The organism is Actinosynnema sp. CS-041913 (genome assembly GCF_050942485.1).
Taxonomy (GTDB): Bacteria; Actinomycetota; Actinomycetes; order Mycobacteriales; family Pseudonocardiaceae; genus Actinosynnema.
Genome location: NZ_CP192037.1, coordinates 7205309 through 7219515 on the forward strand (window position 1 = coordinate 7205309; position 14207 = coordinate 7219515).

The 14207-nt window shown below is 70.9% G+C and carries 14 protein-coding genes and 2 riboswitches; of the genes, 5 read left to right on the forward strand and 9 right to left on the reverse strand.

The window, feature by feature from the left end; translation table 11 throughout:
• Positions 1-91: 91 nt before the first annotated feature.
• Both ACQPZF_RS32260 and ACQPZF_RS32265 read right to left on the reverse strand, forming a co-directional pair.
• On the reverse strand, positions 92-1045 hold the full coding sequence (locus ACQPZF_RS32260) for a hypothetical protein (RefSeq protein WP_433263461.1): 954 nt from the start codon (positions 1043-1045) through the stop codon (positions 92-94).
• Entirely contained in the window at positions 1042-1545 is a 504-nt protein-coding gene (locus ACQPZF_RS32265; protein ID WP_433263463.1) for a SigE family RNA polymerase sigma factor, read from the reverse strand. Before ACQPZF_RS32265 ends, ACQPZF_RS32260 begins: the two co-directional genes overlap by 4 nt.
• Positions 1546-1659: 114 nt before the next feature.
• Here ACQPZF_RS32265 and ACQPZF_RS32270 point away from each other — a divergent pair, with 114 nt between their 5' ends.
• The 4 genes from ACQPZF_RS32270 to ACQPZF_RS32285 all read left to right on the forward strand — a co-directional run bounded on the left by ACQPZF_RS32270 (position 1660) and on the right by ACQPZF_RS32285 (position 5400).
• The gene (locus ACQPZF_RS32270; protein WP_433263465.1) at positions 1660-2829 is read left to right on the forward strand and encodes a metallophosphoesterase; all 1170 of its coding nucleotides are present in this window, start codon (positions 1660-1662) and stop codon (positions 2827-2829) included.
• Positions 2830-2906: 77 nt separating this feature from the next.
• Positions 2907-4094 carry a type III PLP-dependent enzyme gene (locus ACQPZF_RS32275; protein WP_433263467.1) on the forward strand — a complete coding sequence of 396 codons (1188 nt, stop codon included), beginning with the start codon at positions 2907-2909 and terminating at the stop codon, positions 4092-4094.
• Between the two features lie 56 nt (positions 4095-4150).
• Positions 4151-4561 (forward strand): adenosylmethionine decarboxylase, encoded by a 411-nt coding sequence (speD, locus tag ACQPZF_RS32280; RefSeq protein WP_433263469.1) that lies wholly within the window; start codon positions 4151-4153, stop codon positions 4559-4561.
• A complete protein-coding gene (locus ACQPZF_RS32285; protein WP_433263471.1) occupies positions 4558-5400 on the forward strand; it encodes a spermidine synthase in 843 nt (280 codons plus the stop codon). Before speD ends, ACQPZF_RS32285 begins: the two co-directional genes overlap by 4 nt.
• 54 nt (positions 5401-5454) lie before the next feature.
• On the opposite strand, the gene ACQPZF_RS32290 is transcribed toward ACQPZF_RS32285, so the two are convergent.
• From ACQPZF_RS32290 to ACQPZF_RS32300, 3 genes are all read right to left on the reverse strand, one after another.
• On the reverse strand, positions 5455-7512 hold the full coding sequence (locus tag ACQPZF_RS32290) for a prolyl oligopeptidase family serine peptidase (protein WP_433263473.1): 2058 nt from the start codon (positions 7510-7512) through the stop codon (positions 5455-5457).
• A gap of 89 nt (positions 7513-7601) precedes the next feature.
• Positions 7602-8378: a DUF1295 domain-containing protein gene (locus tag ACQPZF_RS32295; RefSeq protein WP_433263474.1), complete on the reverse strand. Its 777-nt coding sequence runs from the start codon at positions 8376-8378 to the stop codon at positions 7602-7604.
• The gene (locus ACQPZF_RS32300; RefSeq protein ID WP_433263476.1) at positions 8375-9634 is read right to left on the reverse strand and encodes a class I SAM-dependent methyltransferase; all 1260 of its coding nucleotides are present in this window, start codon (positions 9632-9634) and stop codon (positions 8375-8377) included. The genes ACQPZF_RS32295 and ACQPZF_RS32300 overlap by 4 nt, the downstream gene beginning before the upstream one ends.
• Positions 9635-9783: 149 nt before the next feature.
• On the opposite strand from ACQPZF_RS32300, the gene ACQPZF_RS32305 reads away from it, so the two are divergent.
• Positions 9784-10449: a hypothetical protein gene (locus ACQPZF_RS32305; RefSeq protein WP_433263478.1), complete on the forward strand. Its 666-nt coding sequence runs from the start codon at positions 9784-9786 to the stop codon at positions 10447-10449.
• Positions 10450-10673: 224 nt separating this feature from the next.
• Here ACQPZF_RS32305 and glyA read toward each other — a convergent pair whose 3' ends face one another.
• The 4 genes from glyA to ACQPZF_RS32325 all read right to left on the reverse strand — a co-directional run bounded on the left by glyA (position 10674) and on the right by ACQPZF_RS32325 (position 14066).
• Positions 10674-11939 carry a serine hydroxymethyltransferase gene (gene glyA, locus ACQPZF_RS32310; protein ID WP_433263480.1) on the reverse strand — a complete coding sequence of 422 codons (1266 nt, stop codon included), beginning with the start codon at positions 11937-11939 and terminating at the stop codon, positions 10674-10676.
• Between the two features lie 9 nt (positions 11940-11948).
• On the reverse strand, positions 11949-13049 hold the full coding sequence (gcvT, locus tag ACQPZF_RS32315; RefSeq protein ID WP_433274796.1) for a glycine cleavage system aminomethyltransferase GcvT: 1101 nt from the start codon (positions 13047-13049) through the stop codon (positions 11949-11951).
• A 105-nt stretch (positions 13050-13154) separates the two neighbouring features.
• Positions 13155-13243: riboswitch (glycine riboswitch) on the reverse strand.
• 1 nt (position 13244) lies between these two features.
• Positions 13245-13332: riboswitch (glycine riboswitch) on the reverse strand.
• Between the two features lie 68 nt (positions 13333-13400).
• Positions 13401-13703, reverse strand: a complete 303-nt coding sequence (locus ACQPZF_RS32320) for a DUF3817 domain-containing protein (RefSeq protein ID WP_433263482.1) — start codon at positions 13701-13703, stop codon at positions 13401-13403.
• A 21-nt stretch (positions 13704-13724) separates the two neighbouring features.
• A complete protein-coding gene (locus tag ACQPZF_RS32325; RefSeq protein ID WP_433274798.1) occupies positions 13725-14066 on the reverse strand; it encodes a hypothetical protein in 342 nt (113 codons plus the stop codon).
• Between the last annotated feature and the right edge of the window lie 141 nt (positions 14067-14207).

Consider the following 14207-nt stretch of genomic DNA (forward strand, 5'->3'; position numbering starts at 1 on the left):
AACACAGCACGCTACCTGCCGCGACACCCGGATGGAGTACCCCGGAGAGGCCGGACACACCCTGTCCCGGCCCCTCCGGTCCTACCCCGACTCAGTCCAGGTGGTACTTCGCGTCGACGGCCTGCGCCGTCAACTGCTCCGGCGTCAGGATCGGCCCGGCCAGCGGCGGGTGGCCCGACCGGTAGAACTCCCGGGCCTGCCCGACGAACACCACCGTGCCGTCGTCGTGCTTGTACACGGCGAGCTGGTCCAGGTTGGCGTCCTCGCCCGTCGCCGTGCCGGTGGCGAAGCCGACCTTCTTGCCGCCGACCTCACGCACCTCGCACGGGCCCTGGATCGGCCAGTTCCCGTTCACCGCGTCGCACGGCGAGGAGATCGACGAGTGCCGGTTGCCCTTGGTCATGACCTGGATCCACAGCTTGCCCACCCCCGAGGAGCCCTGCTGCGTGACCGGGGTCGTGCCCATGTACTCCCAGACCTGCTTGTCGCCGTCGTAGTAGTCGGCGAACTGGGACTGGGCGGACCGCATCGGCCCGAACCACCGCTCGCCGACCGGCTGCTTGTCCACCGCCTGGTAGCCCGGCGGGAGAGCCGAGCCCAGGTCGTTCAGGATCCGCACGGACTTGTCCGCGCGCGGCCCGCTGCTGGCCGTCCGGTCCGTCTGCCCGTCCGGCCACGGCGTGCTCGTGTCGCCCGCCGGAGCGGTCGGCGTGACGCTCGGGTTCGGCGGCTTGACGCTCGGGTTCGTCGGCGTGACGGTGACCACGTCGCCCGGCGACGGGGACACCGACAACGGCGTGGTCGACGGCCCGCCTGCGTTGATCACGCCGCCGTCGCCGGCACCCCCGGTGAGCTGCGGCACCAGCACCGCGCCCACGGCGATCGCCACCACCGCGAGACCGGCCACCGCGCCGCCCCACGTTGCCTTGCGGCGCCGCTTGGCCGCCCGGCCCGCCTCCACGGCAGCCTCGGGATTCATCGGAGGCGGCGGGCTGCTCGCCACCATCGCGTCCTGCAACGCGCTCTTCAGCTCGTGCTCGTTCATCGCACCTTTTCTCCCTGCTGCGGGGTGATCAGGCCGCGCAGCGTCTGCAGCCCCCGCGCGGCCTGGCTCTTCACCGTTCCCTCGGAACAGCGCAACGCCCTGGCGGTCTCCTCGACCGACAGGTCTTCCCAGTACCGCAGGACGAGGACCGCGCGTTGCCTCGGCGGCACCTTGGCCAGCGCCGCGAGCAGCACCAGCCGGTCCTCCGCCGACCCCCGACCGACGCCGGCGGTCTCCGGCGTCGAGTCGCTCACGCGCTCCTTGCGGAACCAGCCCCGGCGCAGGTCGGACACGAACGTCCGGACCAGCGTCTGCCGGGTGTAGGCGTCGAGTGCCTCGTGCCGGTCGATCCGGTCCCACGCCACGTAGAGCTTGGTGAACGTGGTTTGGACCAGGTCCTGGGCACGGTGCCAGTCGCCGCACAGCAGGTACGCCGTGCCACGCATGGCCTCGGACCGCGTCCCGAAGTACTCGGCGAACGCGGCGTCCCGATCACTCATTCGTCCTCCCCATCCCGCGATACGGGTTAGTCACGCGCGCGGAGCCTCGGACGGTTGCACCGACCCCGCCGGTTTCGTGGAGACTTGGCATCACCACCACTGGGAGGCCGGGCTTTGTTCGTTGTGCTGTTCGCCGTCGTCATGGGCGCGGCCCACTACTACCTCTGGAAGCGGGCCGTCCGCGACACCACCGTTCCGGGTCGCTCGCGACGCGTCGGCACCGGGGTGGTCGTAGCGCTGTTCGTGCTGCTGATGGCCGGTCTGCTGGTCGACGCGTTCGCGTGGCCGGGATACGTCTGGCTGGCGTGCGCGTTCTACCTGGCGATCCTGTTCGGGGTGCTGGAGGTCCCCCGCCTCCTGCTGAACCGGGCGACCAGGCGCAAGCCGGTCGCGGTGGGCGGGCCGCCGGAGGAACAGCCCGCCGAGGTGGCCGAGCCGACCGATCCCGACCGGCGGCTTTTTATCGCACGGTCACTCGCCGTGGTCGGCGGGGTCGCCACGGCCGGCTTGGTCGGGTACGGCGCGACGCAGGCGTTGGGTGATCCGGTCGTCAAACGGGTGCCGGTGACGCTGGGCAAGTTGGACCCCAGGCTTGCGGGTTACCGCATCGCCGTGGTGAGCGACATCCACCTCGGCCCCCTGCTCGGCCGGTCGCACACCGAGCGGATCGTGCGGATGATCAACGAGCAGCAGGTGGACCTGGTGGCGATCGTCGGCGACCTGGTCGACGGCACGGTGGAGGAGCTGGGCGAGGCGGCGGCTCCGCTGCGCGACCTGGTGAGCACGCACGGCGCGTTCTTCGTCACCGGCAACCACGAGTACTACTCGGGCGCGGAGCCGTGGCTCGCGGAGCTGGACCGGCTCGACGTGCACCCGCTGCGCAACGAGCGGCTGCGGATCGAGCGGGCCGGGGCGGCGTTCGACCTCGCCGGCGTGAACGACGTCACGGGCGCGAACTTCGCCGACGGGCCGGACTTCGCGCGGGCCCTGGACGGGCGGGACCGGAGCGATCCGGTGGTCCTGCTGGCGCACCAGCCGGTGCAGGTGCGGGAGGCCGCCAAGCACGGCGTCGACCTCCAGCTCTCCGGTCACACGCACGGCGGGCAGATGTTCCCGTTCCATCTCGCGGTCGGCTTGCAGCAACCGGTGCGCAGCGGCCTGGCCACGATCGACGGCACGCAGGTCTACACCAGCAACGGCGCGGGCTTCTGGGGTCCGCCGGTGCGCGTGGGCGCTCCGCCGGACATCACGTTGGTGGAGCTGCATCACAACTTCGCCCGCTGATAGCGCGTTCTTCACCGAAACCACCTAGAGTGGACGGCCGTGCCAGCACGCGGTTGCGGAGGGGGATCCCTAACGAGATGAAGACGAGCTTTGCCGGCCGACGGCTCCATCACGAGGCAACAGCTCGTATTCGTCGTTTCCTGGACCGAGAGCGACCCGCCACCCCCTGCCTGGTCATCGACCTGGCCACGGTGCGCGACCGGTTCACCGCGATCCGCGACGCCCTGCCCGGCGTGGGGATCTTCTACGCGGTGAAGGCGAACCCGACGCCCGAGGTGGTCGCGCTGCTGGCGGCCGAGGGCGCGAGCTTCGACGTCGCCAGCCCCAACGAGATCGACCTGTGCCTCGCGCAGGGAGCCGCACCGGCGGCGATCTCCTACAGCAACCCTATCAAGAAGGCGCGTGACATCGCGTACGCGTACGAGCGCGGCGTCCGGCTGTTCGTGTCCGACAGCGAACACGACGTGCGCACGCTCGCCGAGCACGCGCCGGGTTCGCAGGTGATGCTGCGGATCTTGGTGAACAGCAAGGGATCGACCTACCCGTTCGGCAAGAAGTTCGGGTGCGCGCCGGAGATGGCGACGGACCTGTTGCGCCTCTCGGGCGAACTCGGGCTGGTGCCACTGGGTGTGGCGTTCCACGCCGGGTCGCAGCAGCTCGACCCGAACGGCTGGGACTCCGCGATCGCGGACGCCGCCGAGATCACCGCGAAGCTGCGCGCCGAGGGTGTCGAGCCGACCACCGTGAACCTGGGTGGCGGGTTGCCCGCGGGGTACCTGGACCCCTTGCCGCCGCTGGCCGACTACGCCGCCGCCATCACCGCGTCGGTCGCCCGGCATTTCGGTGGCTTCGCGCCGCGGGTGATGGTGGAGCCGGGCCGCGCGATCGTCGCCGAGTCCGGTGTGCTGCGCTCCGAAGTGGTGCTGGTGTCGAAGAAGTCCTATTCGGACGGACGCCGCTGGGTGTTCCTCGACATCGGCCGGTACGGCGGCCTCGCGGAGACCGAGGGCGAGGCGATCGCGTACCCGTTGGCCACCAGTCGCGGCGGTGTGCCGACGGACGGCGGCCCGGTCGGCCCGGTGGTCATCGCCGGCCCGACGTGTGACGCGGACGACGTGCTGTACCAGGACACGTGCTACCACCTGCCGCTGGACCTCCGGCCGGGCGACCACGTGGACCTGCTGTGCGCCGGCGCGTACACGGCGAGCTACTCCTCCGTGGCCTTCAACGGCTTCGAGCCGTTGGCCACCTACTGCGTGCGGTGAGCACGCTCCCCTGTTGTCCCAGGCTCTACCCCCCTTCAGAAGGTTTGGAGTGATTGATGTCCGAAGTCCCGTGCGAGACCGAGCCGGTCGGCTTGTTCGCAGGACAGCACGTGCTCGCCGAACTCCGCGGCGTGAGCCCGGAACTGCTGGACGACGAGCAGTTCCTGCGCCACGCCCTCGGCGAGGCGCTCACCCAGGCCGACGCCACCGTGTTGGAGGTGGTCTCCAAGCAGTTCGAGCCGCAGGGGGTCACCGTGCTGGCCTTGCTGTCGGAGTCGCACGCGTCCATCCACACGTATCCGGAAGTCGGAGCGGTCTTCGTGGACGTGTTCACCTGCGGCACGCGCGCGAAACCAGCGCTCGCGGTGCAGTTGCTGGCGGACGCGCTGGGAGCCGAGTCCGCACGGACGGACATGATCAGTCGGGGCGCTCGCGTCCCCGCGCTCATCGGTGAGGAGAAAGCGTGATCCGCGAACCACTCGCGGCCGGTTTGACCAGGCTCTGGGACGTCGAGGACGTCGTCGTGGACACTCGGACGGAGTTCCAGCACCTGGTGATCGCCCGCACGACCCAAGGCCTGTCGCTGTTCTGCGACGACGACCGGCAGAGCACCGAGTTCAGCCAGCTCGCCTACCACGAGGCGCTGATGGTCCCGGCGCTGCTGCTCGCCGACCGCGTCGACCGCGTGCTGGTCATCGGGTCGAGCGAGGGCGTGGTGTGCAAGATGGCGGTGGCGGCCGGCGCGTCCGTAGTCGACCACATCGACATCGACGAGCAGGCCGTGAAGCTGTGCGCGGAACACCTGCCGTACGGCTACACCCCGGATGAGCTGGCGGCGGCCGAGAAGGGCGACGGCGCGATCCGGGTGCGGTACACCGACGGCTGGGAGCACATCCGCACCACGTCCGAGCGCTACGACATCGTCCTGGTGGACCTGCCGGACGAGCGCGAGGAGGAGGCGCAGCACAACCGCCTGTACGGCGAGGAGTTCCTGCGCATGTGCAAGGCGCTGCTCACGCCGGGCGGTGTGGTGGTGACGCAGGCCGGGTGCCAGACCATGTGGCGCAACAACACGCTGATCCGCTCGTGGCGGCGGTTCAACGACGTGTTCGGCACGGTCGCGTACTACGGCTCGGACGAGCACGAGTGGGCGTACCTGTTCGGCCGTGCGGACGACGTGGCCGACCCGACCGCGCTGATGGTGGAGCGGCTGCCGGCGTGCGGCTACCGGCCGGAGACGATCGACGACCTGGCGCTGCTGGGCAACTCGATCCCGCCGTACCTGGTGCGGCACTCCCTGGCGTAGTCCCGCGACGAGGGCCGCTCCCGTTGCCGGGCAACGTGAGCGGCCCTCGTCCGGTCAGCCGAGCGAACGCTTCAAGAACTCCACCTGGAGCAGCAGCAGGTTCTCCGCCACCTGTTCCTGCGGGGTCATGTGCGTGACCCCGGACAGCGGCAGCACGGTGTGCGGACGGCCCGCCGCGAGCAGGGCCGACGACAGCCGGAGCGTGTGTGCCGCGACGACGTTGTCGTCCGCGAGGCCGTGCACGATCATCAGCGGGCGCTCCAGCTTCGGCGCGTCGGCGATGAGCGAGTTCGCCTCGTACACCTCGGGTTTCTCGTCCGGGTGGCCGAGGTACCGCTCGGTGTAGTGGGTGTCGTAGAGCCGCCAGTCGGTGACCGGCGCGCCCGCGATGGCCGCGTGGAACACGTCCGGCCGGCGCAGCACCGCCAGGGCCGCCAGGTAGCCGCCGTACGACCAGCCCCGGATCGCGACCCTGGTCAGGTCCAGGTCTTCCTCCTGCGCCGCGACGGCGTGCAGCGCGTCGACCTGGTCCTCCAGCGTGGCGCCCGCGAAGTCGAACGCGACCGCCCGCTCCCACTCCGGACCGCGGCCCGGCGTGCCGCGCCCGTCGACCACGAGCACCGCGAAACCCTGGTCCGCCAGCCATTGCGAGGTCAGGTAGGCGTTACGGGCGCTGAGCACGCGCTGGGCGTGCGGGCCGCCGTACGGGTCGAGCAGCACGGGCAGCTTCGTGCCCCCGGTGTGCCCGGTGGGGAACAGCAGGGCGGCGCGGAGGCCGCGTTCGCCGACCGTCAGCAGCCGCGCATCCGGGGTGAGCACGGGGGTTTCGGCGAACGAGCCGATCTCACCGCCGCCGGACACGGTCGTCCTGGACCCGAAGTGCCCGAGACCGCCGGACGACAGCACCGTGACGTCACCACCGCGCGCCACGCCGTGCACACCGTCCTCAGTGGACAGCCGCTCGACGCCGCCCGCCGTCACGCGGTACACGTGCACCTGGGTGGGGTCGTCGGTGGACGCGGTGACCAGGATGTCCTCGGCGATGTCGGCCACCGACCGCACCTGGAAGCCGTCCGGCGTCCACGTCTCGTCCCCCACGACCAGCCGGTTCGCGCCGTCCTTCGGCAGGACGCGGACCAGCTTGCCGTCCGGCGTCCACCGCGGCGAGCCGGGCACGACCTCCAACCAGTGCGGGTCGGCGTCGTCGGCCACCACCTCGACCCCGTCCGGGCCCACCGCGAGCACCTGGACCCGGCGCTGGTCGCGGGACTGCACCTGGAGCAGCGGGCGGCCGTGCGACGACCAGTTCGCCGTCGTCAGGTACGGGAACGCCGCGCGGTCCCAGGTGATCGGCGTGCGGCTGCCGTCCAGGCCGAGGATGAAGACCTCGACGACCGCGTTGTCCGTGCCCGCCGCCGGGTAGGCGATCTCGGCGGCCGGCCGCTCGGGGTTCGCCGGGTCGGCGATGTGCCAGCGCGCCACCGGCGCGTTGTCCACCCGCGCGACCAGCACGTGCTCGCCGTCCGGGGAGAACCAGTAGCCCCGGAAGCGGTGCATCTCCTCGGCCGCGATGAACTCCGCGAGCCCCCACGTGACGTCCGGACCGTCCGGCTCGGCGACCGCCTGGTCCGCGCCCGACTCCAGGTCCACGACGTGCAGCGCGCCGTCCGCGACGTACCCGACCTTGCGCCCGGTCGGGTCCAGCCGGGGGTCGATGACGGAGCCCGCCGCCGGCAGCTCGCGCACCGCGCCGGACGCGAGTTCGACCACGAACAGCCGTCCGGACAGCGTGAACGCCGCCTGCGCCACGTCCGCGTCGGTCGCGTACCCGACGATGCCCGCGGCCTGCTCGCGGGTGCGCTCCCGGCGGGCCCGCTCCTCGGGGGACAGGTCCTCCGGGTCGGTCAGCAGGGTGTTCGGGTCCACCAGCAGCCGCTCGGCGCGGGTGGCGGTGTCGAACACCCACAGCCCGTTCGCCCGGCTCGTGGCCGTGGCGGTGCGCAGGAAGTAGACGTGGCCGCCGTCGGGTGTGACGGTGAAGGTCCGCGGAGCACCAAGGGTGAACCGCTGGGTGCGCGCTTGCTGGCGCGGGAAGGAGGTCTCGTTGCCCACCAGGACACCCTAGGGCCTCACCCCCGGGTAACAGGCGCGCTACCGACAGCGACACCCGATGTGGTGTCTTCGTGGCGGGTCCGGTCGACTCACCTCCCGCTCTTGGGCGGCAACGGGAAGAAGCCGCTCGTCCGTGCCACGTACTCCTGGTAGCCCGGTCGGCGCTGGGCGATGTCCTTCTCCAGCAACGGTTTGCCGCTGCCCTTCGCCAGCAGCAAGGTCATGAGGACCGGGCTGACCACGAACACCAGGCCCAGCGGCTCGTTGCAGGCGAACAGGAACAGGCCCCACCACACGCACGCGTCGCCGAAGTAGTTGGGGTGCCTCGTGTAGCGCCACAGACCCCGGTCCATCACCTTGCCCTGGTTGCCGGGATCGGACTTGAAGCGTTCGAGCTGCCGGTCGCCCACCGCCTCGAACGTGAACCCGAGGGCCCACAACAGGATGCCGAGCACGTCCAGCACACCGAACGCGGCGGTGGTGTGCGCGGCGAACTGCACCGGCAGTGAGACGACCAGCATGATCGCCGCCTGGAGCAGGTAGACGCGGTACATCTTGGCCAGCGGGTTTCCCTTGGCCCGGTCGACCATGTCGACGTACCGCCGGTCCTCGGGTTTCCGGCGGTTGCGGGAGTGGATGTGCCAACCGAGCCGCACGCCCCACACCACCGTCAGCAGGGCGACGACCAGCGACCGCGCCGAGAACCCGGCGAGCACGGAGGTCAGCGCGGCGACCACCGCGAAACCCGGCCCCCAGAACGAGTCGATCAGGTCGAAGCGCCGCCGGGACGCCGCATAGCCGAACAGAGCGGTGACCAGGACGAGCACCGCGACCGCCGACGCCAGGACATTCCATCCGAAGTTCAAGCCCACTCCCGAGTTCTCGGCACACCACGTCCGCCCGGCCGCACCGCCAGGATCTGGTCGACGCCCATCCGCCCCTCCTCGAACGTCAGCGCGCCGCCCGCCAGGTACAGCCGCCACACCCGCGCCTGGCCCTCGCCGACCAGCCGCACCGCCTCGTCCCAGCGTTGTTCGAGCGTGGCGGCCCAGGCCCGGACCGTCCACACGTAGTGCTCGCGCAACGCGTGCACGTCACGGATCTCGAAGCCCGCCCCTTCGAGGTGCGCGATGGTCCGGCTCACCGGTCGCATGTGCATGTCCGGCGCCACATAGGACTCGATGAACGCGCCACCGCCGGGAGCGTCGGCCCCACGGGACATCTGCTGGAGCAGCAGGCGTCCACCGGGTTTGAGCGCCCGGTGCAGGACGCCCGCGTACCGCGGGTAGTTCTCCTCGCCCACGTGTTCGCCCATCTCGATCGTGGAGACGGCGTCGAACGGCTCGTCGGCGACCTCGCGGTAGTCCTGCAACCGCACCGATACCAGGTCCGCCAAGCCCTCGTCGGCGATCCGGTGCTCGATGTGCGCCTTCTGCCGCGCCGAGATCGTCACGCCGGTCGACCGCACGCCGAAGTGCCTGGCCGCGTGGACGATCATCGAACCCCAACCGCAGCCGACGTCCAGCAGCCGCATGCCGGGCTCCAGGCCGAGTTTGCGGCACACCAGGTCCAGTTTGGCGTGCTGCGCCTCGGCGATCGTCATGTCCTCGGACGTGAAGTAGGCGCACGAGTACGCCATGCTCGGGTCCAGCACGAGCCGGTAGAACGCGTTGCTCAAGTCGTAGTGGTGGGCGATGGCGTCCCGGTCGCGGGCCCGGGTGTGCCGTCGGCCGGACAGCCGGGCCTCCTCGCCGGGCGGCGCGGGACGAGGTCCGATCGCGCCCAGTTTGACCGCCGTGCCCAACGCGCCCAACACGTCTCGCGGTTTCGGCTTGCTCAACGCGCCCTGCCGGGCCAGTTCCCAGAACCTCGCCAGGCCGTTCGCCAGGTCGCCGTCCACCTCCAGCTCACCCGCCACGTACGCACGGGAAAGCCCCAGCTCGTCGGGGTTCCACAGCAGCCGCCGCAGGGCGCGGCGGGACCGGATGACGACCACCGGGCCGTCCTGCGGCCCGGCCGCGCTGCCATCCCACGCACGCAGGCCGACCGGCAGCCGTACCCCCAGCAGGCGCTCGACCAGCGCGGCCAGCTCACCGGCCACACCGATGGTTGCGACGACCACGGACTCCTCCTCAGACCTCGGGTGGTGGTCGTACGTTCGTCGGCTACCCCTGTTTGGTTCGACCCCTGTCTTGGCCCGGCGCTGAACCGGCCTCGTGAGGTGTCCGTAGTCGTCGGTGGAGCGATTGACGGACCGAGGAGGAGTTGAGTGTGATCCGACGAAACCGCATCGCCATCGCCGTAGCGGGCGGCATGGCGGCCGTGCTCGCGCTGGTCATGTGGAGTTCGAACGCCGTGGGCCTGCAGGGCACGAACGTCGCGCAGACCGAGCAGGTCGGCGCGGCGGCACAGGCCGACTACGGAGACGTCTCCTTGGCGCCGCCCGCCACCGAGGAACCCGTGGCACAGCCGCCCGCCGAGGAACCGGCCGAGGAACCGGCCGAAGCGCCCGCCGGACAGGCCGCGCCCGCGCCCGAGGAGTCCTCGGTCACGCTGGTGGCCAAGAGCGTGCCGAAGATGGGCGACGTCGTGCAGGACGGCGACGGCCGCACCCTGTACCGGTTCGACAAGGACACGCCGAACCCGCCGAAGTCCAACTGCGAGGGCAACTGCGCCGAAATCTGGCCGCCGCTGCTGGCCAACGGCACGCCGAAGCTGGAGGGCGTCGACCCGGCGCTGATCGGCACGGTGAAGCGCGCCGACGGCACCGAGCAGGTCACGCTGGCCGGGTGGGCGCTCTACACGTACGCGAAGGACGAGGCGCCGGGCCAGTGGAAGGGCCAGGGCGTCGGCGGGACGTGGTTCGTCATCCAGCCCGACGGCAAACGCAACGTCGAGTGCCTGCCGCCGGGAGTACAAGCCCCTGTGTCTAATTGACCTGCCTCCGGCAGGTCGGCGAGGCCGCCTGGAAGTCGGCAGTTCGAGCCTGATTTTCTGCCGATCGAAAAGCATGATCGACAGAAAATGAGTCTCGACCTGTCGACGCGACCTCGCACCCTCCGCCTAAGTGATCTCCTGACGCGCCAAGGAAAACCATCCCCCGAAAACGTGATCCCCTCGGCCTGGGGTTGGGCCGAGGGGATCACGTCGTGCGAAAAGCCTTACAGCGACGGGTAGAGCGGGTGCTTCGCCGCCAGGACCTCAACCCGCGCACGGAGATCCGACAGGTCAGGAGACGCCTGGAGAGCGGACGCGATGATGTCCGCCACCTCCGTGAAGTCCGCCGCGCCGAAGCCGCGGGTGGCCAGCGCGGGCGTGCCGATCCGCAGGCCCGAGGTCACCATCGGCGGGCGGGGGTCGTTCGGGACCGCGTTGCGGTTGACCGTGATGCCGACCTCGTGCAGGCGGTCCTCGGCCTGCTTGCCGTCCAGTTCGGACCCCACCAGGTCGACCAGCACGAGGTGCACGTCCGTGCCGCCGGTCAGCACCTTCACGCCGGCCGCCGCCGCGTCGGGCCGGGACAGCCGGTCGGCCAGGATCTTCGCGCCCTCGACCGTGCGGCGCTGGCGGTCGGCGAACTCGGGGGACGCGGCGTGCTTGAACGCCACCGCCTTGCCCGCGATCACGTGCTCCAGCGGACCGCCCTGCTGGCCGGGGAACACCGCCGAGTTGATCTTCTTCGCCAGGTCGGCCTCGTTGGTCAGGATCACGCCGCCGCGCGGGCCGCCGAGCGTCTTGTGCGTGGTCGTGGTGACGACGTGCGCGTGCGGCACCGGGCTCGGGTGCAGCCCGGCCGCCACCAGGCCGGCGAAGTGCGCCATGTCCACCATCAGGTAGGCGTCCACCGAGTCGGCGATCCGGCGGAACTCCGCGAAGTCGAGCTGCCGCGGGTACGCCGACCAGCCCGCCACGATCAGCTTCGGCCGGTGCTCGGCGGCCAGCCGCTCCACCTCCGCCATGTCCACCCGACCGTCCACATCGGACACGTGGTACGGCACGACGTGGTACAGCTTGCCGGAGAAGTTGATCCGCATGCCGTGCGTGAGGTGGCCGCCGTGCGCCAGGTCCAGCCCGAGGATGGTGTCGCCGGGCTGGAGAAGGGCGAACATGGCGCACGCGTTGGCCTGCGCGCCGGAGTGCGGCTGCACGTTGGCGAAGCCCGCGCCGAACAGCTCCTTCACCCGCGAGATCGCCAGCCGCTCGATGACGTCGACGTGCTCGCACCCGCCGTAGTAGCGCCGGCCGGGGTAGCCCTCGGCGTACTTGTTGGTGAGCACCGAGCCCTGCGCCTGGAGCACCGACACCGGCGTGAAGTTCTCCGAGGCGATCATCTCCAGCGTGCCCTGCTGCCGGCCCAACTCGGCGGCGACCGCCTCGGCGACCTCCGGGTCGAACTCCGCGAGGGAGGTGTTGAAGTGCTCGGACATGTGGTCTCCCTACGAGTTTCGCTTGTAGAACGGCAGCGCGACGACTTCCACGGGCTCCTGCTTGCCCCGGATGTCGACGGCCAGCTCGGTGCCGGGCCCGGTGTGGCCCGGAGTCACGTACGCCATGGCCACGGAGTACCCCAGCGTCGGCGAGAGCGCGCCGCTGGTGACCTCCCCGATCACCGTGCCGGACGCGTCCAGCACCGGGTAGCCGTGCCTCGGCGCACGGCGGGACGAGGTCTTCAGCCCCACCAGCTTCGCGTCCGCGCCCCGCTCGGCGACGGCGGCGAGCGCGTCCCGGCCGACGAAGTCACCGGGCTTGTCGAGCTTCACGACGCGGCCCAGGTTGGCGTGGTACGGCGTGCGGGCGGCGCTCAGCTCGTTGCCGTAGAGCGGCATGCCGGCCTCCAGGCGCAGCGTGTCCCGGCAGCCCAGGCCGGCGGGCTTGAGGTCGTGCGGCCGGCCCGCCTCCAGCAGCGCCTGCCACACGTGCGGGGCGTCGGCCGGGGCCAGGAACAGCTCGAAGCCGTCCTCGCCGGTGTAGCCGGTGCGGGCCAGCAGGGCGGGCCTGCCGGCCACCTCGGTCGGGTACGAGGCGTAGTACTTCACCGCCGCCAGGTCGGTCGCGGTCAGCCCGGACAGGATCTCGGTCGACGCCGGGCCCTGCACGGCCAGCAGGGCGTAGTCGACCGACTTGTCCTCCACCGTCGTGTCGAAGCCCGCGGCGCGCTCGACCAGCGCCGCGAAGACGACGGCCGCGTTGGACGCGTTCGCGACGACCAGGTACTCCTGCTCGCCGGTCCGGTAGACGATCAGGTCGTCGATCACGCCGCCGTCGGCCTGGCAGATCATGGTGTAGCGGGCGCGGCCCACGCCGATCGCGGACGCGTGGCCCACCAGCGCGTGGTCCAGCGCGCGGCCCGCCTCGGGTCCGGCCAGCACGATCTCGCCCATGTGGGTCAGGTCGAACAGGCCCGCCGAAGTGCGCACGGCGTGGTGCTCGGCCAGCTCGCTGTCGTAGCGCAGCGGCATCCGCCAGCCCGCGAAGTCGGTGAACTGGGCGCCCAGCGCCTCGTGCTCGGCGTGCAGCGGCGTCCGGCGGGTTTCCACGGGGTCCTCCCTGATGGCGGGCACGGCGACGAGACCGGCCGGGTCGGCCGGGTCGCCGTTACGAAGGATGACACGGTCCATCGGAGACTCCTCGTCGAGTGAGCCTCCCCCTCTGTCATGAGCCTGAGAGCTTCGCCGCGCGCAGAGCGCGGCTTGCACCGTGGGCGAGGCGTGACGCCTGCTTTTCAGAGTTGCCTTCGTCGGGCGGTAGCTGTGCCTGAGAGATTCCGGGGAGGAGTTGCTCCTTCGGCGCCCCTGGTGGGGACTCTCCCGCGCGACATCGACGGCCGTGTTCAGTTGGTACCGCCAGACGCTAGTTGTGCCTGGTAGGCGCGGTCAACCGGGAGGCGGTCACAGGGCGCGCTCCGCCCGGACGCTCTCGACCACCTTGCGCTCGGCGTAGAACGACACGAACGGGATGGTGCCCGCCAGCAGCACCAGCGCGGTGCCCTTGAGCGACCAGCGCGCCTTGAGCGCCAGGTCGACCGTGATGACCAGGTAGATGGCGTACAGGAAGCCGTGGACGGGTCCGACGACCGCCATCATCCCGGCGTTGTCGCCGAGGTACTTGACGAACATCGCGACCACGAGCCCGAGCAGGCCGACGCCGACCACGTAAGCCATGAACCGGAACCGGCCCAACGCACCGCTCATCGCCCTACCGACCGCCTTCGCTCACCGCTGGTCCCGCGCGTGGAGCTCCCGGAGGTAGCGGTTGTAGGCCGCCAGCTCGTCGTCCTCGTCGTCGTGCGCGGGTGTCCTGACAGGCTCCACGGTAACGACCTGCTCCGGGACGTCCACCACCGGCTCCGCGGAGGCGTCCTCGGCCTTGCGCTGGGCGGCGAGCTTGCGCATCCGCCACACCATGAACGCGGGGAACAGGCCGAACAGCGGCCACTGGAACACGTACCCGAGGTTCTGGAAGGTGCCCCCGGCCTCGGAGAACCGCTCCCACTGCCAGTAGGCGAGCCCGCAGCAGACCACCAGCGACGCCAAACAGACAACAGCGATGCCCAGCGGTGCCCAATGGCGCTCGCTCCGCTCGCGCGGCGAGGTCGCCTGGGAGTCGGGCGGAGGGGTGGACACGCCCTCAAGAGTACTTCGCGGGACCACCGCACCGGACGACACCGGGCCTTCCGTCGACACCGGGTCCTCGTC